Genomic DNA, 26109 nt, shown 5'->3' on the forward strand with positions numbered 1-26109 from the left:
AACTCGATTCACTACTTTTTGTGACAAGAGGGTCCGGGTATCTCGGTGGTGGCTCCCAGCATCCCCGGCGCAAGGCGGCGCGAATGACGGACGCAGCAGAGGCCCCCCGGACCACGGACGTCACCATCGGCCCCGGTGACAAGCGCTACCCGGCGCTGAACCGCGGCTTCAACCAGCGCTGGATCGCCGAGCCGGAGTACATCCGGCTGGCCCGCTCCGGCACCGAGGTCGCCGCGGCACTGGCCCAGGCGGTCAAGGAGACCCCGAAGGACCCCCGGCGCACGCGCATCACCGTCCGCTCCGGCGGCCACAGCTACGAGGACTTCGTCTGCGGCGACGACGTCCGGGTGATCATCGACGTCGGCCCGATGTGCGGCGTCGGCTACGACCCGAAGCTGGACGCGCACTACGTGGAGGCCGGCGCCACCAACTGGCACGTCTACAGCCACCTGTACCCGCTGACCGGCAAGGCCCTGCCCGGCGGTTCCTGCTACTCCGTGGGGGTCGGCGGGCACGTCACCGGCGGCGGCTTCGGCCTGCTCTCGCGCCAGCACGGGCTCACGGTCGACTACCTCTACGCGGTGGAGGTGGCGGTGGTCAAGAAGGACCGCACGGTCGAGCTGGTGGTCGCCAAGCGCGACGATCCCGACCCCGCGCGCAGGGAGCTGCTCTGGGCGCACACCGGGGCCGGCGGCGGGAACTTCGGGGTGGTCACCCGGTTCTGGTTCCGCGGCCTGCCCGAGCCGCCCAAGCAGGTGCTGCTGACCGGCCTGGCGTGGAAGTGGGCCGAGGTCCGCAAGGAGGACTTCACCACGCTCGTGCGCAAGTACGGCGAGTTCTTCCAGGCGCACAAGGGGACCGGCGACAAGTTCGGCAACCTCTTCTCGATGCTGAAGCTCAACCACGTCAGCAACGGCGAGATCGGCCTCATCGCCCAGATCGACGCCGACACCTCCGCGGGCACCGAGGCGATGGGCGAGTTCCTGGCGGCGATCGACGGCTCGATCGTCCCGTTGGCGAGGCCCATGACCACCGCCATGGGCGAGCACCCGCCCATCCCCGAACTGAAGACGCCGCGGCTGCTGCCCTGGCTGACGGCCACCCAGGTGCTGAACAGCTCCGGCGAGAACCGCTGCGGCAAGTACAAGTCGGCCTACCACCGCACGCCCTTCACGACCGCCCAGATCGAGGCGATGTGGGCCGCGCTCAGCGACGAGCGCTACGAGAACAAGGAGGCGCTGATCCAGGTCGACTCCTACGGCGCGGCGATCAACAAGCCGCCGCGCGAGACCGCGGTCCCCCAGCGCGACTCCATCATGAAGCTGCAGCACCAGGTCTACTGGACCCGCGGCGACTCCCGGGAGAGGCAGCACCTGGCCTGGATCCGCAAGCTGTACAGGTCGATGTACACCGACACAGGGGGAGTGCCCGTGCCCAACCAGGAGACCGACGGCTGCTACATCAACTACCCCGACGTCGACCTCAACGACACCGCGACCTGGAACACCTCGGGCGTGCCGTGGTCCACCCTGTACTACAAGGGGATCTATCCCCGGCTGCGGCAGGTCAAGAAGCGCTGGGACCCGCTCGACGTGTTCCGCAACAAGCAGTCGATCGAACTCCCGCCCGAGCGGTCCGGGCAGCCCTAGATCGTTGACGGGGGAAGGCGGGGGCTGTTCCCAGGTCCTGGCGGCATGGCCGGTGTCCGGCGACCGGGTCCGCGCAGGGGGGGGCGGCTGTCGCGGTGCGCGCGAGCCGCCGGCGGCACAGTGGACCCGGGGCCCGGAAAGCACGCCCCGCCCCGCGAACGCGGCGGTCAGAGCCCGATGAGCGTCCCGCCTCCGCGGAACACGCATCGGATCAACGGCTCGGCACACCAGCGCCTCGGACGTCCGTGGCGGCCCGGGGCCGGTGCGCCGCAGCCGGCGCCGCACCCGCCTGCGGCGCACGCGGCGGCGCAGGCGGGAGAGGGGCCGCGCGGTGGGACGCCTCCCGCCCCGCCGCCCGGCCCATCCGTGAAATCACCAGTCTGCCCGCAGGCCCCTGACGTGGCAGGAAGCGTCTGTGTAACTTGAGGGCGTGGTTGGTGGATACCGGCCGGCTCCCTCTGTCCGCCTGCGGGGCCGGGACTCAGAGCAGCGGGCGATCGCGGTCGCACTGGGCGACGCGAGGTCCGGCTGCGGCGCTGCGCTGCTCGTCTCGGGCGGGCCCGGCCTGGGCAAGTCGGCCCTGCTGGAGCACGCCGCCGTGACGGCGAGCGACTTCACCGTGCTGCGGACCGGCGGCGTGCGGCCGGAGTCCAGGCTGGCCCACGCCGGCCTGCAGCGGCTGCTGCGCCCGGTGGCGCATCGGGCGGCGGAGCTGCCCGCGGCCCAGGCCGCCGTGCTGGGCCGGATGCTGGAGTCCGGCGACGTCGCCGAGAGCGAGCGCTTCGCGCTGTCCATCGCCGCGCTGGGGCTGCTCTCCCTGGTCGGCCGGACCTCGCCCCTGCTGTGCTGCGTGGACGACGCCCACCTCATGGACCCCGCCTCCCTCGACGTGCTGCTCTTCGCGGCCCTGCGCCTGGACGCCGACCCGATCGCCATGGTCTTCGCCGCGCGCGACGAGCAGGGCAAGGCGACGCTCCCCGGCGTCCCGGTGCTGAACCTGGCCCCCCTGAACGACAACGCGGTCCACGACGTGCTCGCCGACGCGGCCCCCGGCACACTCGAGGTGCGGGTGCGGGCCGACCTGGCCGCGGCGGCCCGCGGCAACCCGCTCGCCGCCCGGGGGCTCGTCGCGGCCCTCACCGCCGACCAGCTCGCCGGGGCCCGCCCCCTTCCGGAGCCGCTTCCCCTCGACGGCGCGCTGCGCCGCGCCCTCGTCTCCCGGCTCGACGGCCTCCCCTCGATCACCCGGCGACTGCTGCTGCTCGCCGCGGTCGATCCGGAGGCGCAGGCCGACGACCTGGTGAGCGCCGCCGACCGGCCGGGCCTGTCCGTCGGCGTCTTCGAACCGGCCGAGGACGCCGGGGTGGTGCGGATCGACGGCGACCGGCTGCGCTTCCGCGACTCCCTGATGCGCGAGGCGATCCGCCAGGACGCCTCCGCCGTCCGGCGCCGGGCGGCCCACGCGATGCTGGCCCGGGTGCTCGACCCGAGCCGGGAGCCCTCCCGCTACGCGGGCCACCGCTCGGCCGCGGCGCAGGGACCCGACCCGGCTCTGGCCTCGGAACTCGCCGCCGCGGCCGACACCGCCAGGGAGCTGGAGGGCCACGCCGCGGCCTCGGCGGTGCTCGAACGCGCCGCGGAGCTGACCCCGGCCGCGGACGCGCGCCTGTGCCGGCTGTCCTCGGCGGCCCACGACGCGTGGCTGGCCGGCCGGCCGCAGCGGGCATCGGCCCTGCTCGGCCGTGCGCGGCCGCTCGCGGCCACCGGCAGGCCGGCCGGCGTGGTCGAGTTGCTCAGGGGCTCCATCGAACTGCGCGACGGCAACGCCATCGACGCGGCGGAATCCCTGATGGCCGCGGCCGAGCGGCTGATCCCGCACGACCGCGGACTGGCCGTGCGCGCGCTGCTGCGCGCCGCCGACGCCGCATCCCTCGCCGGCGACCCCGTCCGCCACGCCGCCGCGGCCCGGCGGCTGGCGCCGCTGGCGCGCGACGACGACCCGCCCGCGCTGCGGCTCGGCTTCGCCTTCCTCGAGGGCTGCACGACCTCCTTCTCCGGCGACTACGCCGCGGCGGCCGGCCCCCTGCGCCGGGTCCTGGAGCTGGCCGACGAGGTCGACGAGCCGGCCGAGCTGGTCTGGGCCGCCATCGCCGGACTCCGGTTGGGCGACACCTCCCGGGTCCACTCGCTGGCGACGCGGGCGCTGCGCGCGGCGCGGCACCGCGGGGCCCTCGCCGCCGTGCCGCCGGCGCTGGAGTTCCTGGTCTACGCGGAGTTCTGGACCGGGCGCTTCCCCTCGGCGGCGGGCAACTGCCTGACCGGTCTGCGCGTGGCGCGCGAGACGGGCCAACCCAACTGCGCCACGCACCACCTCGCGGCGCTGTCCCTGCTGGCCGCCATCCAGGGCGACGCCGACACCTGCCGCGCCCGCGCCCGCGCCGTCGCCGAGCGGGCCAGCGAGAACAGCCTCGGCCTGCCCACGGCCCTGAGCACCTGGGCCCTGGCCGTGCTGGAGCTGGCGCACGGGGACGCCGCGGGGGCGTTCTTCCGGCTGCGGGCCCTGGTCAACGCCGGTCCCGGCCACGGCCATCCCACGATGCGGCTGCTGACCGCGCCCTACTTCGTGGAGGCCGCCGTGCGTACGGGCGAAACCGCCCGGGCCGAGAGCGCGCTGGCCGGCTACGAGCGCTGGGCCGCCGCCACCGGCAGCGTCGGCGCGCTGGCGCTGGCCGCCCGGTGCCGCGGGCTGCTGGCGCGCACCGAGCGGGCCGCGGAGCACTTCGAGGAGGCCCTGCGGCTGTACCGGGCCAGCGGCGGCGACGACGTGGAGCGCGCCCGCACCCAGCTGCTGTACGGGGCGGCGCTGCGCCGCAACCGCCTGCCCGGCCGGGCGCGCGAGCACCTGCGCGACGCGCTGGAGACGTTCGAGCGCTTCGGCGCGCGGCTGTGGGTCAACCAGGCCCGCGCCGAGCTCCGCGCGATCGGCGACTCCGAACGCCGCCCCGAGTCCCCGATCGCCGGTGAGCTGACCGTCCAGCAGCACCAGATCGCCCTCCTGGTCGCCGAAGGCGCCACCAACCGCGAAGTGGCCGCGCACATGTTCATCAGTCCGCGCACCGTCGAGCACCACTTACGGGGCATCTTCCGCAAGCTCAACATCCGGTCCCGAGTGGACCTGGCCCGCCTGTTCCCCTGACCGGGCGGGCCGGGCCCTCCGCGAGCCGGGCCCGCTCTCGCGCGGACGCCGCTGCGGTCGGCCCTTCGCCGCAACCGTGACATCCCAACCGGTCGGTATGCGACCGCGCGGCGTCACCGCCCGCACCCGTCCCCGGTCGACCCGTCGGCACAGAAAAGAGCGTTCATGACCACGACCACGCTGGCCCCCCTGCTGAGAGCCGAGGGGGTCACCGTCCGCTTCGGCGGCCTCCTCGCCCTCGGCGACGTCGGCCTGGCGGTCCCGCCCGGCACCGTCGTCGGCCTCATCGGGCCCAACGGCGCCGGCAAGACGACCCTGTTCAACGTGCTCTCGGGCGTCGTCCGCCCCCAGCAGGGCCGCGTCGTCTGGAAGGGGCGGCCGCTGCGCGGCCACCGCCCGCACCACCTCGCCGGGCTGGGCATCGCGCGCACCCTCCAGGGGCTCAACCTGTTCCCCGGGCTGTCGGTGCTCGACAACGTCATCGTGGGCGCCGACCGGCTGGCCGGGGGCGGCATGCCCGCGATGCTCACCGGGCTCGGCGGCTACCAGCGCGACGAGCGGCGGCTGCGGGACAAGGCGATGGCGGTGCTGGAGGACTTCGGCGTCGCCGACGCGGCGCACGCGATGCCGCAGACCCTGCCCTACGGCGTGCAGAAGCGGGCGGCGCTGGCCCGCGCCGTCGTCGCCGAACCGGAGCTGCTGATGCTCGACGAGCCCGCCAGCGGCCTGTCCGGCGCCGACATCACCGAACTCGGCGACCGCATCCGCGCCTTCGGCCGGCGCATGGGCGTGCTGCTGGTCGAGCACCACATGGACCTGGTGATGGGGATCTGCGACCACATCGTCGTGCTGAACTTCGGCGAGGTCATCGCCTCGGGCAGCCCGGCCGTGATCCGCGCCGACCCCGCCGTCGCCCAGGCCTACCTCGGCGCGTCGGTGCGGGAGGGGTCCGATGACTGAGCGGCCGATCCTGCGGATCGAGGACCTCTCCGCCAGCTACGGCGCGGCATCGCCCACGTCCCCGAGGGCGGCGGGGTGATCGTCGAGCTCACGGTCGAGGAGAACCTGCGGCTCGGGGCGCTGTGGCGGTCGGGCCGCCGCGACCGCGCCGCGGCGCTGCGGGAGGTGTTCGAGCTCTTCCCGCCGCTGGTGCAGCGCCGCGCCCGGCCCGCGGGCACGCTGTCGGGCGGCGAACGCCAGATGCTGGCCATCGGCAGGGCGCTCATGGCCCGCCCGCAGGTGCTGCTGCTGGACGAGCCCTCCCTCGGCCTGGCCCCGATGATCACCCGCCAGATCATGCGGCTGCTCCAGGACCTGCGGGCATCGACCGGCCTGACCGTCGTGCTGGTCGAGCAGAACGCGCGCAGCGCGCTGTCGATCACCGACCGGGGCTACGTGCTCTCCCAGGGGGCCGTGGTCACCTCCGGAACCTCCGGCGGGCTCCTCGCCGACGACCGGATGCGCCACGCCTACCTGGGCTTCTGAGGGGAACCATGGACCAATTCATCAACCTGACACTCAACGGCCTGACCAACGGCGCGGTGTACGCGGCCCTGGCGCTGTCGTTGATCATCATCTACCAGGCCACCCGGGTGGTGAACTTCGCCCAGCCGGCGCTCGCGCTGATCGCCGTCTACATCGCCTACACGGTCTCCCAGCACACCGGCAGCTACTGGCTCGGCTTCGCCGCCGCGCTCGTCAGCGGCCTGGTCATGGGCGCCCTCACCGAACGGATCCTCATCAGGCCGGTGCACGGCAGGTCCCCGTTGAGCGCGATCATCGTGACGCTGGGACTGCTGCTGGTGCTGCAGGGAATAGCGGGGATGGTCTGGAGCAGCGAACCGCACTCCTTCCCCTACCCCCTCGACTACCGCGGCCGGTTCTCCGCCGCCGACGTCTTCGCCGTCGCCTCCGTCGGGGCCGCCGCGCTGCTGGTGTTCGCCCTGTACCGGTTCACGCCGCTGGGGCTGCGGATGCGGGCCGCGGCCTTCCACCCCGAGGCCGCGCGCATGAGCGGCGTGCGAGTGGGGCTGATGCTGACCGCGGGATGGGCCGTGGCCTCGGTGATCGGCGCCCTCGCCGGCATGCTCGCCACCCCGCCGTTCCTCTTCCCGCACGCCCTCGACGCCGTGTTCGTCTACGGCATCACCGCCGCGGTGGTGGGCGGCCTGGACAACCCCTTCGGGGCGATCTTCGGCGGCCTGCTGATCGGCCTGGGCCTGTCCTATGTCTCCGGCTACGCCGGTCCCGAACTGACGACGCTGGCCGCCCTGGCGATTCTCGTCGTGGTGCTCAGCATCCGGCCCGCCGGGCTGTTCACCCGGCCGACGGCGCGAAAGGTGTAGTGATGGCCTCATCCCTGCGGCACCGGGACCCCGCGGCCGCCGACGCGCGGCGGCGCGGCAACGGCGGCGCATCGCCGGCCCGGAGGTGGCGCGCCCTCCCCGCGCTGGTGCGGCACCTGCTCGCCGCCGCGGCGGCCTTCGCCGCGGTCATGCTGGTGACCTCGGTCACCGGCCCGATGACCGACCTGCGGATCGGCAGCGTCGGCTACTACCTGCTCGCCGTGGCCGGACTGCAACTGCTGATCGGCTTCAGCGGCCAGATCTCGCTCGGGCACGGCGCCTTCATGTTCATCGGGGCCTACACCATGGCCCTGCTGGTGCTGCACCAGCCGATGCTGCCGCTGTGGCTGAACATGCTGATCACCATCGCGGTGAGCTGCGTGGCCGGCGTGCTCGTCGGCGCGGCGACCGCGCGGCTGCACGGCCCCTACCTGGCCGGCGCCACGCTCACGCTCGCGGTGGGACTTCCCGGGATCGCCACGCGCTTCCCCGAGCTCTTCGGGGGCGGTAACGGACTCTCCTTCTCCACCCGCGGTGCTCCGCCCGCGCTCGCCGGCATCGTCTCCGACAGCCAGTGGCAGGCCGGCGCGGTGTGGCTGACGACGCTGCTGGCGCTGGTGGTGCTGGCCACCGTCAGCGCGGGGCGGCTGGGCCGGCGGATGCGCGCGATCCGCGACGACGAGGCCGCGGCCGCGCTGTCGGGGATCCCGGTGGGCCGCACCAAGGTGATCGCGTTCGTCATCAGCGCGGGGTGCGGCGGGCTCGCGGGCGCCTCCCAGGCCTACCTGCTCGGCACCGCGACCCCGAGCTCCTTCACCGTGACGCTGTCGCTGAGCCTGCTGGCCGCGCTGGTCCTGGGCGGCTTCGGCAGCCTGTGGGGCGCGTTCTGGGGTGCGCTGACCCTCGTCTACTTCGATGTCTGGGGGTCGGACCTGGCCCACGGCCTCGACCTCGGAACCGACGTCGCCAACAACCTGCCGGTCGTGCTCTACGGCGCGGTCCTGATCCTCATCATGCTGATCTGGCCGCAGGGCGTCCACGGCGCGGTGCGCGGGCTGGGCGCCCTGCTGCGCCGCCGGTGAGCCCGCTCGTCCCGCCCCCTCTTCTCCCTCCCGACCCATCCCTCACATCACTCCTCGTGGAGACCAGTATGAGATCTTGGAAGATCCCCATGGCGGTCGCCGTCGCGGCCGCGATGCTGGCGACGTCCTGCGGCGGCGCCGGTGAGACCGACGACGGCCAGGGCGCCGACCTCGACGTCTCGACCGGGGTCACCGACGACTCGATCGTCATCGGCACCCACCACCCGCTGACCGGTCCGGCCGCGCCGGGCTACAGCCAGATCTCGGTGGGCGCCCAGGCCGTGTTCGACTACGTCAACGACAACGGCGGCGTCAACGGCCGCCGGATCGACTACCGGGTGGAGGACGACGGCTACGATCCCACCCGCACCGTCGAGGTCACCCGGAAGCTCGTGCTGGAGGACGAGATCTTCGCGATGCTCGGCGGACTGGGCACGCCCACCCACTCCAAGGTCATCGACTTCCTCAACGACGAGGGAGTCCCCGACCTGTTCGTCTCCTCCGGCGCGCTGATGTGGAACGACCCCGGGCAGTACCCGCTCAGCTACGGCTTCCAGGTCGACTACACCAAGGAGGCCAAGATCCAGGGGCAGTTCATCGCCGAGGAGTTCCCCGACGCCAGGGTCGGCTACTTCTACCAGAACGACGACTACGGCAGCGACTCCCGCGAAGGGCTCGGCCAGTACCTCAGCGAGCAGATCGTGGCCGAGGAGCCCTACGAGTCGGGGATCACCGACATCGCGCCGCAGATCTCGGCCCTGCAGGAGGCCGAGGCCGACGTGGTGGTCTGCGCCTGCGTCCCCAACTACATGGCGCTGGCCATCCTGGAGTCGGCGCGCATCGGCTACGAACCGCAGTTCGTGGTCAGCAGCAGCGGCTCCGACAGCACGACCCTGATCGGGATGCTGGAGAGCTTCGCCGCCGAGGCCGGCGAGGAGGACCTGCCCGCCGAGACCCTGCTGGACGGGCTGATCAGCACCGGCTACCTGCCGCAGGTCAACATGGAGGACGACCCCTGGACGCAGCTCTACACCGAGATCCACGCCGAGTACGTCGGCGACGAGGCCCCGCTGAGCAACACCATGATCTACGGCATGGTGCAGGCCACGATGTTCGCTCAGGTCGCCAAGGCCGTCGGCCCCGACCTGAACCGGCAGAGCCTGCTCGGCGCGCTCGAATCGCGGGAGTGGAGCGGCCCCGGGACGGTGCCGTTCGCCTCCGGCGCCGACGACCACGGCGGCTTCGCCGGCGCGAGCGTCACGCGGTTCCGCGCCGGGGAGGAGCCGGAGGTCCTGCAGGAGGCCAGGGTCACCGACAGCGGGGGCGGTGAGATCACCGGGTTCGACCTGGAGCGCCCGGCCCCCGATGAGGTCGAGTTCTTCGACGGCGCCTGACGCGCGAAAGCGCGCACCCCCCGACGACCCGGCGGCGCTCGCCGCCGGGCCGCCCCCGCTCCGGTCGGCGGCGCGGGGAAGGGGGCGTCAGGATCCGCCGTCCCTCACACCAGGCGGCGGATCTCGCCGCGGGCGCGGTAGAAGCCGCCGCTGCCGGACTCCAAGACCTCCTCGACCAGGTAGCGGCCGCCGGGCCGCCGGATGTCCTTGGGGAACTGCACCCGCAGGGCCGGGTCGAAGCCGGGGGAGACGACCCGGACCCGCAGCCGGCCCCCGTCCTGCACGCACTCCACGACCACGCCGTCGCCCTCCACCGCAGCCGAGGCGGCCACGGTCTCCAGCTCCGCCGACGGGGTGACCGCCTCCCAGGTCGGCGCCTTCACGCTGACCGGTTCGGGAACACTTCCCCGCTCCGCGGCGCGCACCGCGGCCTCGTCGGCGTCGATGCAGGCCAGGGAGCCGTCCGTGGTGGCGATGTAGAGGCGGTCGTCGAGGAACTGCATCGAGAACGCCGAACCGCAGCCGGTCGCCAGCTTCCACAGCCGCTCGCCCTCACGGGTGAAGCAGTAGACCGAGGAGTGGTTGTCGCCGGCGAAGACGTAGCGGCCGTCCCGCGAGGTCGCGCAGGAGAACACCGCGCTGTCGCAGCGGTAGGTGGAGCGCGGCGCGCCGTCCTTGCCGATCCGCTCCACCGTGTTGCGGCCGGTGCCGGCGTAGACCTCGCCGCCCTCCTGCCAGCCGAACAGCACCGGGGCGGTCGGGGTGCTCCACAGCTCGTCGCCGGAGCGGGCGTCGTACATCGTCACGCCGCGCGAATGGCCGTGGTAGACGCCGCCCTCGTCGCAGCGCACCATCCACCCGTCGGTCCCGGTGCTGCGCCGGGCCCACTGGAACTCGTCCTCGGGGTCGATGGTGGTGATGCGCCCCTGGGCGTCGGAGACGCCGAGCACGCCGTCGTGGATGTCCAGCCAGAAGATGTCGACGTCGTCGGCGATCTCGTAGGCCACGTGCGGGATCTTGCCGCCGAGGTCGTAGACCCTGCCGTCGTCGCATCCGGCGTAGATCCAGAAGTCGTCGGCGACGATGCACTTCACGCCGTCGGGCAGGCCGTAGCGGGCGGTGACGGTGCCGTCGTGGGACAGCGTGTAGACGTCCCCGAGCTGGTTGCCGACCCAGCAGCGCTCCTCGTCGACGAAGATGCCGAACGCGGGGCCGCCGGAGCGGAACCGCCACAGCACCGGCGCCTGCCGGGCCGTCGAGCGGCCGCTCACCATGGTGCGCCGGGTGACGGGGCGCCGCTGCCGCGCCCCGCGCACCGCCGGCGCGTACCCCTTGCGGACCTTCTCCGCGACCTTCTTCGCCGCCGCGGCCCGCGCCTTCTCGGCGGTGGCGTAGCTCGCGCCGCGCGACCGCCCGGTCTCGCCTATGCGCCCGTAGCGGATGGTGACCGCGGTGCCGCTGACCACGACCTCGTAGAACTTGTGCGCGCCACCGCTCTCCTCCGACAGCTCAAGGTAGGTGTTCTGATCGACCGTCTGCTGTGCCACGGGTCCGCCCTCCGACACGGGTGTGCGCCATATCCTGCTGAACCAAAGCCTCACCGGCTCGGGGACCGGCGCGCCGCGGCCTCCGTCCCCGGGCCACCGCCAAGCTAGCGCTCGGTACCGACAGGCGGTCGCGCTCCGGCGCCGGCCCTCCCGCGCCCCCCCGGATGGCCAGGAGGCGCCCGGCGGTGAGAGTGTGGTCGTCGCCGATCGCGTGCCGCGACGGCCGGATCGAAGACGATGGGAGAGTGATGCGCTCGGTATTCACGGGCCACGGGTTACATGGCACGCGGGTGTCCAGGGCAGAGGGGTCCGCATGAGTGAGCGGATCGACTGGGACGATCTCGACGACGATCAGCTTCTCGCTCTTGCCACGGAGATGATCGCCGAAGAACCGATGCGGCCCGAACTGGTGGCGCTGTTCGCCGCCATCCTCGGAGCCGGCCCGTCCGAACACGCGGACGAGCAGGCCGGGCGGGGCGACGACTGAAACGGCGCCGCCCCCTGCGCTGCGAGCCTCCGCGGCTCTCCGCCCCCCCGGGGGACGCCCCGATGACGTCGGCGGCCCCGCCGCCGCCCCGCTCGCGGGCGCCGATCCCTTTCCGACACCGACCAGGTGAGCGCGGTGCTCCATTTCGGGGAAACGGATCGCCGCGAGGCGGGCGCTCACTTATAGTGACCGTGTGCAATCGAATAGGTACGCATTGTCACACGCCGACGTCGCCTCCCACCGGATCCGGACGGAGCGGGCCGACGTCCGGATCTTCCGCAACGAGTGGGGCGCGCTGACCCCTCCTGCGCTGGGGGAGTGGACGCCGGAGCTGACCGTCAGCGTCATCATCGCCGCCCACGGCGAGCAGCACCGACTCGACCTCGCGCTGGCCGCGCTGGCCGCGCAGACCTACCCCGCCCATCTCCTCGAAGTGGTCGTCGTGGACGACCGCTCCAGCCCGCCCCTGCGCCTGCCCGGAATCCGCCCCGCCGACTGCAGGATCGCGAGGGCCCCGGCCACCGGCCGGGGCGCGGGCCACGCCCGCGCCCACGGGGCGCACGCCACCTCCGGCGAGATCATCTGCTGGCTGGACGCCGACCTGGTCGTCGACCCGCGCCACATCGAGGCGCACGCCCGGTGGCAGCACACCCACCCCGAAGCCGTCACGATCGGCCGGGCCGGCTCCGCCGCCCGCTACCCCGGCGACCCCGCCGAGATCGCCGCCCTCGCCCGCTCCGGCCGGCTGCCCGAAGCCTTCGCCGACGCCCGCGGCCGCGCCGGGGAGGACCGGGAGCCGCCGCGGACCGACGGGCCGAGGGAAGCCGACCACCTGGGATTCCAGGCCTTCACCGGTTCCTGCGCCGCGGTGCGCCGCTCGCTGTACGAGGCCGCCGGCGGGGTCGATCCCTCACTCGACCTCGGCCAGGACACCGAGTTCGGCTACCGGCTCTGGCAGACCGGCGGGGTGTTCGTCCCCGAGCACCGGGCGCGCGGCTGGCACCTGGGCGACGACACGCCGGCGCGTACCCGCGCGCCCTCCGCCCGCTTCAGCGCCGACGTGCTCGCCGAGTTCATGCCGTACCCGCGCTCGCACCGCGACGGCGCCGCCGACCGGATCCGGCGGGTACCGCTGGTGCACGCCGTGGTGGAGGTGGCCGGAGCCCGTTGCGAGCTGGTGCGCGCGTGCGTGGACCGGCTGCTGTCGTGCACCGAGACCGACCTGGCCGTCACACTGGTGGCCGACTGGGACGGCCCGGTGGAGGACGGACCTGCCGGGAACGGCGCCGACACACGGCTGGAGCTGGGCCTCGTCCAGGCCGGCTACCTGGCGGATCCGCGGGTGCGCTTCGCCCCCGCCGCACCCGGGACCGGCTTCCCCTCGCCCTACCTGCTGGAGGTTCCGGTCGGCTGCGGGATCGGGCGCGACACGCTCGAACGGCTGCTCGCCCTGGCCGAGCGCTCCCGAGCCGGAATCACCGAGCTGGTCCCGGCCGCCCCGCCGCACGCGTCCACCGCCGACCGCCCCCGCGCCGCGGCCGAGGGCCTGCGGCTGTGGCGCACCCGCGCCGCGGCCCGCGCGCTGCGCGCGGGCGCGGGCCGCGCCGACCTCGCCGCGGTCGTCGGGCAGGTGCACGGCCGCTACCGCGTCCACGGCGGCCCGGACGACCTCACCGACCTCACCCGGCTCGCCCCCGAACAACTGCGTGGCCGGACCCGGCCGGGCCCGCCGGTGCGGGCCGCCTCCCCGGCGGCGCGCCGGAGGCGCCGCGGCCTGCCGCTCCCGCGCCCCCTGCTGCGCCTGACCCGAGCCCTCACCCGCCCCGCTCCGGCCTGACCGCGCCCCGCATCGAGGGCGTTGGAAAGGGGGTGCGAGCGGGCGGCTCCGTCTGCTGTGCGACCGCCGGGCGGCGGGCGGTCGCGAAACAGGAGCGGCGGCGAGGGCTGCGGTGGCCCCGGGTGGGCGGAGGCGTTCTCCCGTTCCGCCCCTTCGGCGCCGATCTTGACGGCGGGCCCCGCCCGCCCGCATCCAGCGCACCCGGCGCGCGGTCCGTCCCCGGTCAGCTCGACTGGATCTCTCCGCCGATGGGGGCCAGGACCTCGCCGGAGTAGTAGGAGGACAGCCGGCCGCTGGCGAAGAACACGTAGGAGGGGGCGATCTCATCGGGGTGCGCGGCCCGCTGCATCGGGGCCTGCCCGCCGAAGCCCTCGACCTTATTCTCCGGCAGCGTCGACGGGATCAGCGGCGTCCACACCGGGCCCGGGGCGACGCAGTTGACCCGGATGCCCCGGTCCACGTAGTGCTGGGCCAGGCAGTACGTCAGGTTCATGACCGCGGCCTTGCTGGTGGCGTAGTCGATCAGGCTCTTGTTGCCGCGCAGCCCGTTCACCGATCCCGTGATCACCACGGAACCGCCGTCGGGCATGTGCGGCAGCGCCGCGCGCAGCAGCCAGAACACGCTGAACACGTTCACCTGGTAGGTGCGGGTCAACTGCTCGGTGCTCAGCTCGGTGAAGTCGCCCACCGGCGCCTGGGTCGCGGCGTGCGGCACCACCACGTCGAGGCCGCCGAACTCGGCCACCGTGCGGGCGACGACGTCCTCGCAGTGCCGCTCATCGCCCAGGTCGCCGCGCATCGGCAGGCAGCGCCGCCCGGCCTTCTCCACCAGCGACGCGGTGTGGCGGGCGTCGTCGTCCTCCTCCAGGTAGGCGATCGCGACGTCGGCCCCCTCCTTGGCGAACGCGACCGCGACCGCCCGGCCGATCCCCGAATCACCCCCGGTGATCAGGGCCGTCCGGCCCTCCAGCAGGCCCCGGCCGGTGTAGTCGCGCATCTCGTCGCGCGGATGCGGGTCCATCGGCTCGGTGTGTCCCGGATAGGGCTGGCTCTGGGCCTCGGGCTGGGTCATGGTGCGAGCTCCCCCGTGGTCGTGCGTGCGGACGCCTCCGCACCGCTTTCACCGGTTCACAGGGGCGCTATCCCGTCGCCCGGGGATCAAACCCGCGATCTCCTCCGGCACCCGGAGCGGGTCGGGCGCCGCCGGCGCCTAGACCGAGTCGATCGCCTCCACCGAGCGGCTCAGCTCTTCGCGGAGCTCGGGGGACAGCGGCGCCGAACCGGTCTCGCCGGAGGCGGCCTGCTGGCCCTCCTCGCTGATGACGTAGTCCAGGAACGCCGTGACGTGCTCGACGGTGTCGGGATTGTCGTAGGCCAGGCATGCGACCTCGTAGCTGATCAGGACGATCGGGTAGCTGCCGGACTCGGTGGTGCCGTAGTCGAGTTCGATGGCGTGGTCGTACTCGCCGCCGCCCTCGCGCTTGGGGGAGTCGGCGACGACGCCCGCCGCGGCGTCCGGGGACATCTCCACGAACTCCTCGCCCACGCCGACCCGCACCGTCGGCATGCCTTCGGCGTGGGAGGCCTCGACGTAGCCGATGGTGCCGTTGCCGCCCTCCACGGCCTCGGCCACGCCGCTGTTGCCCTGAGCGGCCTCCTCCGGCGGCAGGGGCCACTGCCCGCTGGGTTCGTGCGGCCAGGCGTCACCGGCCGCGGCGGCGAGGTAGGAGGTGAAGTTCTCCGTGGTCCCCGACTCGTCGGAGCGGTTGACCGGGATGATCGGGGTGTGCGGGAGGTCGGCCTCGGGGTTGGCCTCGGCGATGGCGGGGTCGTCCCAGTGGGTGATCTCCTGGTTGAAGATTCCGGCGATGGCCTGCGGGGTCAGGTTGAGGGAGTCGACGCCCTCCAGGTGGAAGACCACGGCGATCGGGACCACGTAGGCCGGGATGTGGATCGCCTCGGTGCCGTTGCAGCGCTCCCTGGCGGCCTCCTGCTCCGCGGGGTCCAGCGCCGCGTCGGTTCCGGCGAAGGCCACGGCCCCGTCGATGAACTGGCTGCGTCCGCCGCCGGAGCCGATCACGTCGTAGAAGATCAGCGAGTCCTGGCAGGCGACCTGGTAGCCGGCGATCCAGACCGCCATCGCGTTCTCCTGGGCGCTGGAGCCCGCTCCCGAGAGGGTGCCGGGCACGCACTCCAGGTCGGCCGGGACCGGCACGGGGTCGGCGCCGCGCACGGCGTTGTCGCTGCCACACCCCGCCGTCAACGTCAGTGCGCCGACCAGCGCGGCCGTGGACATCCTGCGGTAGGTCGACGGCAGCACGACTCTCTCATTCCCCCTTGCGGCGCCGGCCGACCACGTGCGCGGGTAAAAGCGCCTTTCAACGGTGGACGGGCGGCATGGACGGCACGGCGGTGAACGCCGTGCTCATGGAACACCGTCGATGAATTTAACAAGAAGTGAACAATGCTGCCGACGCGGGTGGTGTGAACAACCACTCAGCCCGCCCGGAAACCGGCGGGGCCGGGCGGAGCGCCGCGCGGGCCGGCTCAGTCCTGCGCTCCCTCAGCCCCCTCCGCCATGCGGTGCAGGACCGCGCGCAGAGCGAGGTCGTAGCCGAAGACCCCGCAGCCGGAGATGTAGCCCCGGGTGACGGGGGCGGTGACCGAGGTGTGCCGGAAGGGCTCGCGGGCGTGCACGTTGGAGATGTGGATCTCGACGCAGGGGATGCTGACGGCCTCGATCGCGTCGCGCAGGGCGATGCTGTAGTGGGCGTGGGCGCCGGGGTTGAGCACGATCCCCTGGTGCAGGCGGCGGGCGGCGTGCACGTGGTCGACGAGGACGCCCTCGTGGTTGCTCTGGTGGCAGGCCACGTCCACGCCCAGTTCGGCGCCCAGCTCGGTGACGCGGGCCTCGATGTCGGCCAGGGTGGTGCGGCCGTACTGGGCGGGGTCGCGCTCGCCCAGCAGGTTCAGGTTGGGGCCGTGCAGCAGCAGCACGCTCGGCCGGGCCGCAACGGTGCCGGGGGAGGCTGCGGCGGATTCGACGGATTCACCGGCCGGGCCGGGGGTAGCGGACAAGTGATGAGGTCCTTCCCTCTCGCAGTTCCGTTTGCCGGTTTCTTCACCGGTTCGGGCGCACACGTCAGCTTATTGACGGGGCGGACACGCCGTTGCGTGAACGCTCCACACGGCGCGGGTCGGCGTTCTACGCTGAAGCGCGACAACGCGGCGGCAGGGGCGGCGGACCGCGGCCGTGCCGCCGAGCGCCACCGACACGAAAAGATCCCCGGCCGCCCGGGCGGGGGACGCAATAAGGAGCACGATTTTGCGACCGTGGCTGGGCGCCTCCTACCCACTGGGCGCCACCTACGACGGCGCCGGAACCAACTTCGCGCTGTACTCCCAGGTGGCCGACCACGTCGAACTGTGCCTCTTCAACGGAGACGACGAGGAGACCCGGATCCGGCTGCCCGACGTGCGCGGTTTCGTGCACCACGGCTACCTGCCGGGCGTGGGGCCGGGGCAGCGCTACGGCTACCGCGTGCACGGGCCCTACGATCCGGTGAAGGGCCTGCGCTGCAACCCCAACAAGCTGCTCATCGACCCCTACGCCAAGGCCGTCACCGGCGAGCTGTCCTGGAACGAGTCGCTGTTCGGCTACCGCTTCGGCACCGAGGAGAAGCGCAACGACGCCGACTCGGCCGCCTGCGTGCCCAAGTCCGTCGTCGTCAGTCCGTTCTTCGACTGGGGCAACGACCGCCCGCCCAAGGTCCCCTACAACGAGAGCGTCATCTACGAGGCGCACGTGCGCGGGCTGACCATGCGCCACCCCGGCGTGCCCGAGGAGCTGCGCGGCACCTACGCCGGCCTGGCCCATCCCGTGATGGTCGACTACCTGACCGGGCTGGGCGTCACCGCGGTGGAGCTGATGCCGGTCCACCAGTTCCTGCACGACCACGCGCTCATCGCCCGGGGGCTGCGCAACTACTGGGGCTACAACACCATCGGCTTCTTCGCCCCGCACGACGGCTACGCCGCCCACCCCGGCCGGGGCAACCAGGTGCAGGAGTTCAAGGCGATGGTGAAGTCGCTGCACGAGGCCGGCATCGAGGTCATCCTGGACGTGGTCTACAACCACACCGCCGAGGGCAACCACCTGGGGCCGACCCTGTCCATGCGCGGCATCGACAACGAGGCCTACTACCGGCTGGTCGACGACCACCCCCGCTACTACATGGACTACACCGGGACCGGGAACTCGCTGAACGCGCGGGACCCGCACTCGTTGCAGTTGATCATGGACTCGCTGCGGTACTGGGTGCTGGAGATGCACGTCGACGGCTTCCGCTTCGACCTGGCCTCGGCGCTGGCCCGGGAGTTCCACGACGTGGACCGGCTCAGCACCTTCTTCGACATCGTCCAGCAGGACCCGGTGATCTCCCAGGTCAAGCTGATCGCCGAGCCCTGGGACGTCGGCCCCGGCGGCTACCAGGTCGGCAACTTCCCGCCGCTGTGGACCGAGTGGAACGGCAAGTACCGCGACACCATCCGCGACTTCTGGCGCGGCGAGCCCGCCACCCTGGGCGAATTCGCCTCCCGCGTCACCGGCTCCTCCGAGCTGTACCAGGACGACGGCCGCCGCCCCTTCGCCTCGATCAACTTCGTCACCTGCCACGACGGGTTCACGCTGGCCGACCTCGTCTCCTACGACAGGAAGCACAACCAGGCCAACGGCGAGGACAACCAGGACGGCCACGGCGACAACCGGTCGTGGAACTGCGGCGCCGAGGGCCCCACCGACGACCCCAGGGTCAACGCGCTGCGCCGCCGCCAGGTGCGCAACCTGCTGGCCACGCTGATGCTCTCCCAGGGCGTGCCGATGCTGCTGCACGGCGACGAGATCGGCCGCACCCAGCGGGGCAACAACAACGCCTACTGCCAGGACAACAAGCTGACCTGGGTGGACTGGTCGCTGGTCGAGGCCAACGCCGACCTGCTGGCGTTCACCAGCGCCATCACCGCTCTGCGCCGCGGCCACCCGATCTTCCGGCGGACCCGCTTCTTCGCCGGCAGCCCCATCCGCAAGGGCGACGAGCTGCGCGACATCGCCTGGTTCACCCCTGACGGCCACGAGATGACCGAGGAGAACTGGGAGGACGCCTTCGGCCGCGCCATCGTGGTGTTCCTCAACGGCGACGGCATCACCGATCTCGACACCCGCGGCGAGCGGGTCACCGACGACTCCTTCCTGCTGTGCTTCAACGCCCACTACGGCGACGTCGAGGTGACGGTCCCCGGCCAGGACTACGGCACCGAGTGGACGGTCGTGGTGGACACCGCCACCGGAGAGGTCCTCTCCCAGAACGGCGCCGGCATGGTCGCCGGGGCCGGGACCAACGGCGCGCCGGCCGAGCCGCGCTCGGTCAAGGCCAAGGGCACGATCAGCCTCCCGGCGCGTTCGCTGCTGCTCCTGCAGCGCACGGGTCCGGCGTCGTGACCGGCCCCGGCTGAAGGATTGGACGGCGCACGGGCGGGGGAGGTCACAGCACGATGACGCAGACACCACCATCATCGCCGCCGAGCTCCACCTACCGGCTGCAGCTGCGGCCGGGATTCACGCTCACCGACGCCGCCGAGGTGGCCGACTACCTGCGCCGCCTCGGCGCCGGCGCGGTCTACCTCTCGCCGATCCTCACCGCGGCCCCGGGGTCCACCCACGGCTACGACGTGGTGGATCCGACCCGGGTCTCCGACGCGCTCGGCGGGGACGCGGCGCGCCGGGAGCTGGTCGAGCGCCTGCGCGGGCTCGGCATGGGGATCGTCGTCGACATCGTGCCCAACCACATGTCGGTGGCGGCCCCCGAGGCCAACCCGTGGTGGTGGGACGTGCTGGAGCACGGGCGCCGCTCCCGCTACGCCGGCCACTTCGACGTCGACTGGGCGAGCGGGCCGCTGCTGGTGCCCGTGCTGGCCGACGACGGCGACGGCGGAGCGGCGGCGCTGCAGGAGCTGACCATCGACGACGGCCGCCTCGCCTACTTCGAGCACCGGTTCCCCATCGCCCCCGGCACCGGAGCCTCCGGCGACGACCCCGGCGAGGTGCACCGGCGCCAGCACTACCGGCTGGTGTCGTGGCGGCGCGGCGACGCCGAGCTGAACTACCGGCGCTTCTTCGACATCGCCACGCTGGCCGCCGTGCGGGTGGAGGAGCCCGACGTGTTCGCCGAGACGCACGGCGAGATCCTGCGCTGGGCCGCCGCCGGCGAGGTCGACGGGCTGCGCGTGGACCACCCGGACGGACTGTGCGACCCCGGCGGCTACGCCCGCCGCCTGCGCTCGGCCTTCGGCGGCTGGATCGTGCTGGAGAAGATCCTCGCGGCGGGGGAGAGCCCGCCGGCCTCGTGGCCGGTCGCGGGCACCACCGGCTACGACGCGCTGCGCGAGGTGTGCGGGGTGTTCGTGGACCCCGACGGATGCGCGCCGCTGACCGGCCTGGCCGCGGAACTGGGGGTGCCGACCGACTTCGAGGCGGTGCAGAACGAGTGCCGCCGCGCGGTCGCCACGACGGTCCTGGCCGCCGAGGTCCGCCGGATCGCCGGGGTGCTGGAGTCGGAGGAGGCCGAGCCGCCCGGCGGGGCGCCGCCGGAGCGCTCGGACCCCGGTGCGCCCGCCTCCGGTGCGTCCGAGCGGATCGAGGAGGCCGTCGCCGAACTGCTCGCCGCGTTCCCGGTCTACCGTTCCTACCTGCCCGAGGGCGAGGGCCACTGGAGCGAGGCCGTGCGGCGCGCGGGGGAGCGGCGCCCCGACCTGGCCGGCGCGCTGGAGTTCCTCGATGCCAGGGTGCGCGCCGACGCCCGCGGCGAGCTCGCCCGCCGGATCCAGCAGACCAGCGGCATGGTGGTCGCCAAGGGCACCGAGGACACCGCGTTCTACCGCTACACCAGGTTCGTCGCGCTGAACGAGGTGGGCGGGGCGCCCGAGCGCTTCGGGGTGCCGCCCGAGGAGTTCCACGCCCGTGCGGCCGAGCGCGAGGCGTCGTGGCCGCGCGCGATGACCGCGCTGTCCACCCACGACACCAAGCGCTCCGAGGACGTCCGGGCCCGCCTGGCGGCGCTCGCCGAGGTCCCGGGGGAGTTCGCCGGGGCGGTGCGCCGCTGGTCGCGCGAGCACGGCCTGAGCGAGCCGTCGCTGAACCTGCTGGCCTGGCAGACCCTGGTGGGCGCCTGGCCGATCAGCGCCGCCCGGCTGCGCGGCTACCTGGCCAAGGCCGCCAAGGAGGCCAAGCTGCGCACCTCGTGGGTCGACCCCGACCCCGTGTTCGAGGAGGAGGTGGACTCCTGGCCCGAGCGGGTGCTCTCCGACGCGGAGCTGTCGGCCGACGTGGCCGCGTTCGCCGACCGGATCCGCGGCGCCGGCCGCTGCAACGCGCTCGGCCAGAAGCTCGTGCAGCTCACGGCGCCCGGCGTGCCGGACCTCTACCAGGGCAGCGAGCTGTGGGAGCTGTCGCTGGTCGATCCGGACAACCGCCGGCCGGTGGACTTCGCCGTGCGCCGGGTGCTGCTGGAGCGGCTGGAGGGCGGCTGGCTGCCGCGGGTCGACGCCACCGGCGCGGCCAAGATGCACGTGGTGCGCACGGCCCTGCACCTGCGGCGCGACCGCGACCTGACCGGCTACCGCCCGCTCGCCGCGGCCGGTCCCGCGGCCCGCCACGCCCTGGCCTTCGCCCGCGGTGCCGCCCACGACGTGGTCGCCGTCGCCACCCGGCTCCCGCTGGGCCTGGAGGCCTCCGGCGGCTGGCGCGACACCGTGCTCCCGCTGCCGTCGGGCTCCGGGCGCTGGAGCGACCTGCTCACCGGCCGCGACCTCGCCCCCGACAGCCCCGACGGCTACACCACCCCCCGCCTGTCCGAGCTGCTCGACCGCTACCCGGTCGCCCTGCTGCTGCGCCGCCCGGACTGACCCGCCACCCGGGGCGCGGGGACCGCCGCGCCCCCGGCGCCGCTCAGCACGCGCTCGTAGAGCTCCAGGTAGCGCTCCGCCATCACCGCCGGGGTGAACCGCGCGGCGGCCTCCTTGCGGCAGTCGGCCGGGTCGATCTCGGCCGTCCGGTGCAGTGCGGCCTCGAACTCCTCCTCGGTCCGGGCCAGCAGGCCGGTGCGGCCGTGCCGGACCAGCTCCGGCAGGCAGCCGCGGGCGAACCCGACCGCCGGCGCCCCGCAGGCCAGCGCCTCCACCACCGCCGTGCCGCCCGGTTCGGCCCACTGCACCGGGAACAGCGCCGCCCGCGCGGTGGCCAGCAGCTCCTCCAGCTCGGCCCCCGCCACCGTGCCGACCCAGCGCACCAGGTCGCCGTCCACGTGCGGGCGGACCTGCTCGGCGTAGTAGCGGACATCGGGCGCCCCGTGCCGCGGATCGCCGCGGTCGGCCAGCACCCGCTCCAGCTCCTCGGCGGAGTCGATGCCGTTGACCGGCCCGGCCAGGACCAGCGGAAGGCCGAGCCTGCGGCAGGTCCGCGCCGCGATGTGGGTGCCCTTGAGCGCGGTGATGCGCCCGACCGCGGCGAAATGCGGCCGCTTGGCCGGACCGCCGCGCCGGTCGGCGTCGACGGCGAGGGGCGTGGCCAGGTGCGCGTGGCCCGCGCTGTGCGCGCGCAGCGCGGCGGGGGCGCGCTCCAGTTGCGAGGCCGACACCCCGTTGACGAAGACCCGTCCGTTCCCGGCGAACCCGGCGTAGAAGTCGGGGTGCTTGCCCAGGTCCCAGTGGAGCGTGTGCAGCACCGGCGGGATGTCGGAGCCCGCGGCCGTGAGCACCGCCGGCCCCACGACCTCCATGTGGTCGTGCACCAGGTGCACGTCGCCGCGGCGCCGCAGCCGCTCCAGCACGGCGCGGACGTGGGCGTGCGCGATGCCCATCACCTGGTTGTATGGGCTCTGGATGTGGGCGTACTGGCCGTCGGGGAAGACCGAGAGGTACTCGTCGGCGGGCAGCGTCGAGGAGCCGGTCGTCGCCAGGACCACGCGCACGCCCCGCGCCCGCAGCTCCGGCACCAGGGCGGCGACCACGTTCTCGATGCCGCCGTAGCCGTCGGGCGGCACGGGCAGCCAGGGGCCGGCGTTGACCAGCACGGTCAGGTCCCTCATCGGTCCACCTCCCCCGACGGCACCGGCCGGGGGTCGGCGCGCAGCACCTCGACCATGGGAGGGCGCTCGGGGACCTGGGCGTCGTAGCGCAGCGGCCGGTACCCCCCTGCGGTCCGGCTGAACTGGACCAGTTCGGTGGAGGGCGGCTCGTCCATGCTGACCAGGCCGCGCCGGTGCAGCCGCGACCACGCGGTGTCGATGATCTGGGCCGCCATCCGCCCCAGCGCCGCGGTCGACTGGTGGGAGTGCTCCCTGATCCCGAGGTCGACCTGGGCGATGCCGTCCAGCCCGACCTTCTCCACCAGGTCGACCAGCAGCCCCAGCTCCACGCCGTAGCCGCAGACGAACGGGACCGACTCCAGCACCGACCTGCGCCCGGCGTACTCGCCGGCCAGGGGCTGCATGAACCCCGCCAGCTCGGGCCAGCACATGTTGAGCAGCGGCCGGGCCACCAGCTCGGTGACGCGCCCGCCGTCGGTGGGCGCGGAGGCGCACCCGCCGGTGCCGGAGTCGCCGTCGGGGCCCCCGTCGGGGCCGCCGTCGGGGCCGCCCTCGATGAGCGGACGGTCGTAGCAGGCCTTGACGTAGGCCAGGGACGGGTCGGCCAGCAGCGGGCCGACCAGCCCGGTCACGAAGTGCGGGCTGAAGTTGCGCAGGTCGGCGTCGACGAACACCACCACGTCCCCGGTGGTCACCGCCAGCGACTTCCACAGCGCCTCGCCCTTGCCCGACAGCGGCGGCAGCGCCGGAAGGACGTCGTCCTGGGCGACCACGGTCGCGCCGGCGGCCGTGGCCACCAGGGCGGTGTCGTCGCTGGACCGGGAGTCGATCACGACCAGTTCGTCGACGAGCGGCACCCGTTCCATCAGCGCGCGGCGGATGGTCCGGACGATCTCGCCGACCGTCTCCTCCTCGTTCTGGGCCGGCAGCACCACGCTGATGCGGGTGCCGCCCTTCGCTGCCATTGCGGAATCGGCGGGCCAGTCCGCGGACGAGCTGGTCCGCCGCGAGAACCACGTGGAGATCTCCGACGGCGACATCGACTACCTCTTTTCGCCCTGGTGTCCCTGCCCTGGTTTTCGCTTCGGTGCGCGAGCGTCTCCGGATCCACCCGGAGCGCGGCCCCGTGGGTTCGGGGCGGTGAGCGCGCGGTGGTCGGCCGATGCACGGCCGGGCACCGCGCCCGGGCGCTGCCGGATGCCGATCGATCCTGTGAGCGGCTCACCTGCCCATGTACGGCCGTTTCGAACGTGGGAACCGATGTTTGGAGGGGCGTGTCCGTGGCAGAGAGCCAGGCGTGATCGGAACGTGCGTGATCGGGATGATCGGCGCCGGCGGTGTCGCGGCCCGCCACGCCGAGGCGCTCGGCGGCTTCGCCGACGTCCGGATCGCCGCGGTCGCCGACCCCGACCGGGACCGCGCGGCGGCCCTGGCGGACCGCTTCCACGGCGCCGCCTACGGCGATCACCGCGCCATGCTGGCCGGGGAGCGGTTGGACGCGGTCTACGTCTGCGTGCCGCCCTACGCCCACGGACCGCCCGAACGGGCCGTGCTGGAGGCGGGCCTGCCGTTCTTCGTGGAGAAGCCCATCTCCGTCGACCTGGCCGTCGCCGAGGAGATCGCGGCCGGGGTGCGGGCGCGCGGCCTGCTCACCGCGGTCGGGCACCAATGGCGCTACCTGCGGGTGGTGGAGCGGGCCCGCGAGCTCCTGGCCGACCGGCAGGTGCGGATGGTGCTGGGCCACTGGCTCGACAAGGTGCCGCCGGTGGACTGGTGGGCCCGCAGGGACCGGTCCGGCGGGCAGGTGATCGAGCAGGCCGCGCACGTGGTCGACCTCGCCCGGCTGCTGGCCGGCGAGGTGGTGCGGGTCGACGCGCTGGAGTCGCTGACCTGCGCGGCGGCCCCCGAAGCCGACGTCTCCGCCGCGACCGTCGCCAACCTGCGCTTCGCCGAAGGGGCCGTGGGCAGCCTGGCCGCGACCTGCCTGCTGGCCTGGAAGCACCGGGCCGGACTGGAGGTCTACGCCGAGGGCCTGGCCCTGGAGATCTCGGAGGCGGGCCTGCGCGTCCACACCGAGCAGGAGCCGGAGCTGTTCGAGGACGAGGGGACCGCCAAGATCCGGATCGACCGCGCCTTCGTCGACGCGGTGCGCGGCATCGGCGACGACATCCGCACCGACTACGCCGACGCGCTGCGCACCCACCGGGTCGCCTGCGCCGTCGCCAGGTCCGCGCGCACCGAGCGGTCCGTCGCCGTGGCGGGGTGAGGCCGGTGCCGACGCGCGTGCTGTGCGTGCCGGCCCCGGGCCGGCTGGAGTTCGCGACCGAACCCGATGAGCCCCTCGCCGAGGGCCGCTTCCGGGTCGCCACGGTCTTCAGCGGCCTGTCGGCCGGAACCGAACTGACCTTCCTCAGGGGCACCAACCCCTCGGTGCGCGCCGGCTGGGACGCCACGCTCGGCCTGTTCACCGGCGAACCGACCGAGGCCGCCTACCCGGTCCGCAAACTCGGCTACATGCAGGTCGGCAGGGTCGTGGAGACCCGGACCCCGGCCATCGGCACCGGCAGGCTGGTGGCCATGGCCTACGGCCACCGCACGGGCTACGTCGCCGACCCGCGCGCGGACCGGTTCGTGCCGCTGCCCGACGACATCGATCCCGTGCTCGGGATCTACGCCGCGCACATGGGCCCCATCTGCGCCAACGGGCTCCTGCACGCCGCGGCCGACGTCTGCGGCCCCGACGTCCGCGGCCTCGGCGACGGCGTGGCCGGCCGCAGGGTCGTCGTCGTGGGCGCCGGGGTCGTCGGGGTGCTGACGGCGCTGTTCGCCCGTGAGCACGGCGCGGCCGAGGTGGTGGTGCTCGACGAGACGCGCGCACGCCTGGAGCTGTGCCGCGCGCTCGGCCTGGACGCCTTCGACACCGGCGGCGCGGCCGACGCCGGCCGCGCGTTCAAGGAGCGGTGGCGGCACGGCCCCGCCGACCACGGCGCCGACGTCGTCTTCCAGTGCCGCGGCCGGTCGGAGGCCCTGGCCACGGCCCTGCGCGTGCTGCGGCCGCAGGGCACCGTGGTGGACCTGGCCTTCTACACCGACACGGCCGCGGCCGTGTGCCTGGGCGAGGAGTTCCACCACAACGGGCTGGCCATCCGGTGCGCCCAGATCGGCCGGGTGCCCCGCGGCATGTCCCACCTGTGGGACAGGGAGCGGCTGTCCGTGGAGACCCTCGCGCTGCTGAGGTCGCGCGGCACCGACATCCGGGAGCACCTGGTCACCGACGTGCTGCCGATGGAGGAGGCCCCGCGGCTGATGGCCGAGGTGGCCGACCGCCGCCGCCACGTGGTGCAGGCGGTGTTCACGGTCTAGCGAGGTCCGCAGAGAACCGCCCGTCGCCGCCGCTGCTTTTCGCTCAAGGCCGCCCGTCACCCGACATCG

General features: G+C 73.7%; 18 protein-coding genes and 1 pseudogene. 13 read left to right on the forward strand and 6 right to left on the reverse strand.

The features are described 5' to 3' along the window. Nucleotides 1-83: 83 nt before the first annotated feature. From HDA32_RS11845 to HDA32_RS11875, 7 genes and pseudogenes are all read left to right on the forward strand, one after another. Nucleotides 84-1649 (forward strand): FAD-binding oxidoreductase, encoded by a 1566-nt coding sequence (locus tag HDA32_RS11845; RefSeq protein ID WP_179643246.1) that lies wholly within the window; start codon nucleotides 84-86, stop codon nucleotides 1647-1649. A 430-nt stretch (nucleotides 1650-2079) separates the two neighbouring features. Then, nucleotides 2080-4845 (forward strand): LuxR C-terminal-related transcriptional regulator, encoded by a 2766-nt coding sequence (locus HDA32_RS11850; protein WP_179643247.1) that lies wholly within the window; start codon nucleotides 2080-2082, stop codon nucleotides 4843-4845. A gap of 165 nt (nucleotides 4846-5010) precedes the next feature. Beyond that, nucleotides 5011-5805 (forward strand): ABC transporter ATP-binding protein, encoded by a 795-nt coding sequence (locus HDA32_RS11855; RefSeq protein WP_179643248.1) that lies wholly within the window; start codon nucleotides 5011-5013, stop codon nucleotides 5803-5805. A 36-nt stretch (nucleotides 5806-5841) separates the two neighbouring features. Next, nucleotides 5842-6330, forward strand: a pseudogene (locus HDA32_RS11860) (ABC transporter ATP-binding protein); the annotation flags it as partial. Nucleotides 6331-6338: 8 nt separating this feature from the next. After that, on the forward strand, nucleotides 6339-7190 hold the full coding sequence (locus HDA32_RS11865; RefSeq protein WP_179643249.1) for a branched-chain amino acid ABC transporter permease: 852 nt from the start codon (nucleotides 6339-6341) through the stop codon (nucleotides 7188-7190). A gap of 2 nt (nucleotides 7191-7192) precedes the next feature. After that, nucleotides 7193-8272 carry a branched-chain amino acid ABC transporter permease gene (locus HDA32_RS11870; RefSeq protein ID WP_179643250.1) on the forward strand — a complete coding sequence of 360 codons (1080 nt, stop codon included), beginning with the start codon at nucleotides 7193-7195 and terminating at the stop codon, nucleotides 8270-8272. 68 nt (nucleotides 8273-8340) lie between these two features. Then, nucleotides 8341-9666: an ABC transporter substrate-binding protein gene (locus HDA32_RS11875; protein WP_179643251.1), complete on the forward strand. Its 1326-nt coding sequence runs from the start codon at nucleotides 8341-8343 to the stop codon at nucleotides 9664-9666. Between the two features lie 104 nt (nucleotides 9667-9770). Here HDA32_RS11875 and HDA32_RS11880 read toward each other — a convergent pair whose 3' ends face one another. Then, a complete protein-coding gene (locus HDA32_RS11880; RefSeq protein WP_179643252.1) occupies nucleotides 9771-11213 on the reverse strand; it encodes a WGR domain-containing protein in 1443 nt (480 codons plus the stop codon). Between the two features lie 313 nt (nucleotides 11214-11526). Here HDA32_RS11880 and HDA32_RS11885 point away from each other — a divergent pair, with 313 nt between their 5' ends. Continuing rightward, nucleotides 11527-11700: a hypothetical protein gene (locus tag HDA32_RS11885; RefSeq protein WP_179643253.1), complete on the forward strand. Its 174-nt coding sequence runs from the start codon at nucleotides 11527-11529 to the stop codon at nucleotides 11698-11700. 193 nt (nucleotides 11701-11893) lie between these two features. Then, nucleotides 11894-13537, forward strand: coding sequence for a glycosyltransferase family 2 protein (locus HDA32_RS11890; protein ID WP_312863141.1), 1644 nt, complete (start codon nucleotides 11894-11896; stop codon nucleotides 13535-13537). Nucleotides 13538-13760: 223 nt separating this feature from the next. Here HDA32_RS11890 and HDA32_RS11895 read toward each other — a convergent pair whose 3' ends face one another. From HDA32_RS11895 to aroQ, 3 genes are all read right to left on the reverse strand, one after another. Then, nucleotides 13761-14609 carry an SDR family oxidoreductase gene (locus HDA32_RS11895; protein ID WP_179643254.1) on the reverse strand — a complete coding sequence of 283 codons (849 nt, stop codon included), beginning with the start codon at nucleotides 14607-14609 and terminating at the stop codon, nucleotides 13761-13763. A 138-nt stretch (nucleotides 14610-14747) separates the two neighbouring features. Next, nucleotides 14748-15833 carry a phosphate ABC transporter substrate-binding protein PstS gene (locus HDA32_RS11900; RefSeq protein ID WP_179646629.1) on the reverse strand — a complete coding sequence of 362 codons (1086 nt, stop codon included), beginning with the start codon at nucleotides 15831-15833 and terminating at the stop codon, nucleotides 14748-14750. 251 nt (nucleotides 15834-16084) lie between these two features. Next, entirely contained in the window at nucleotides 16085-16534 is a 450-nt protein-coding gene (aroQ, locus tag HDA32_RS11905) for a type II 3-dehydroquinate dehydratase (protein ID WP_312863417.1), read from the reverse strand. 325 nt (nucleotides 16535-16859) lie between these two features. On the opposite strand from aroQ, the gene glgX reads away from it, so the two are divergent. Further along, nucleotides 16860-19034 carry a glycogen debranching protein GlgX gene (gene glgX, locus HDA32_RS11910; RefSeq protein WP_312863418.1) on the forward strand — a complete coding sequence of 725 codons (2175 nt, stop codon included), beginning with the start codon at nucleotides 16860-16862 and terminating at the stop codon, nucleotides 19032-19034. A 53-nt stretch (nucleotides 19035-19087) separates the two neighbouring features. Beyond that, on the forward strand, nucleotides 19088-21496 hold the full coding sequence (gene treY / locus HDA32_RS11915; protein ID WP_179643257.1) for a malto-oligosyltrehalose synthase: 2409 nt from the start codon (nucleotides 19088-19090) through the stop codon (nucleotides 21494-21496). Here the strand turns inward: treY and HDA32_RS11920 are convergent. Both HDA32_RS11920 and HDA32_RS11925 read right to left on the reverse strand, forming a co-directional pair. Beyond that, nucleotides 21460-22677: a glycosyltransferase gene (locus HDA32_RS11920; protein ID WP_179643258.1), complete on the reverse strand. Its 1218-nt coding sequence runs from the start codon at nucleotides 22675-22677 to the stop codon at nucleotides 21460-21462. The genes treY and HDA32_RS11920 overlap by 37 nt on opposite strands. Further along, on the reverse strand, nucleotides 22674-23717 hold the full coding sequence (locus tag HDA32_RS11925) for a glucosyl-3-phosphoglycerate synthase (protein WP_179643259.1): 1044 nt from the start codon (nucleotides 23715-23717) through the stop codon (nucleotides 22674-22676). The genes HDA32_RS11920 and HDA32_RS11925 overlap by 4 nt, the downstream gene beginning before the upstream one ends. A 257-nt stretch (nucleotides 23718-23974) precedes the next feature. Here HDA32_RS11925 and HDA32_RS11930 point away from each other — a divergent pair, with 257 nt between their 5' ends. Both HDA32_RS11930 and HDA32_RS11935 read left to right on the forward strand, forming a co-directional pair. Next, nucleotides 23975-24943 carry a Gfo/Idh/MocA family protein gene (locus HDA32_RS11930; RefSeq protein WP_218882417.1) on the forward strand — a complete coding sequence of 323 codons (969 nt, stop codon included), beginning with the start codon at nucleotides 23975-23977 and terminating at the stop codon, nucleotides 24941-24943. Nucleotides 24944-24948: 5 nt separating this feature from the next. Then, nucleotides 24949-26040 (forward strand): zinc-dependent alcohol dehydrogenase, encoded by a 1092-nt coding sequence (locus HDA32_RS11935; RefSeq protein WP_179643260.1) that lies wholly within the window; start codon nucleotides 24949-24951, stop codon nucleotides 26038-26040. Nucleotides 26041-26109: the final 69 nt, after the last annotated feature.

Source organism: Spinactinospora alkalitolerans, from assembly GCF_013408795.1.
Lineage (GTDB): Bacteria > Actinomycetota > Actinomycetes > Streptosporangiales > Streptosporangiaceae > Spinactinospora > Spinactinospora alkalitolerans.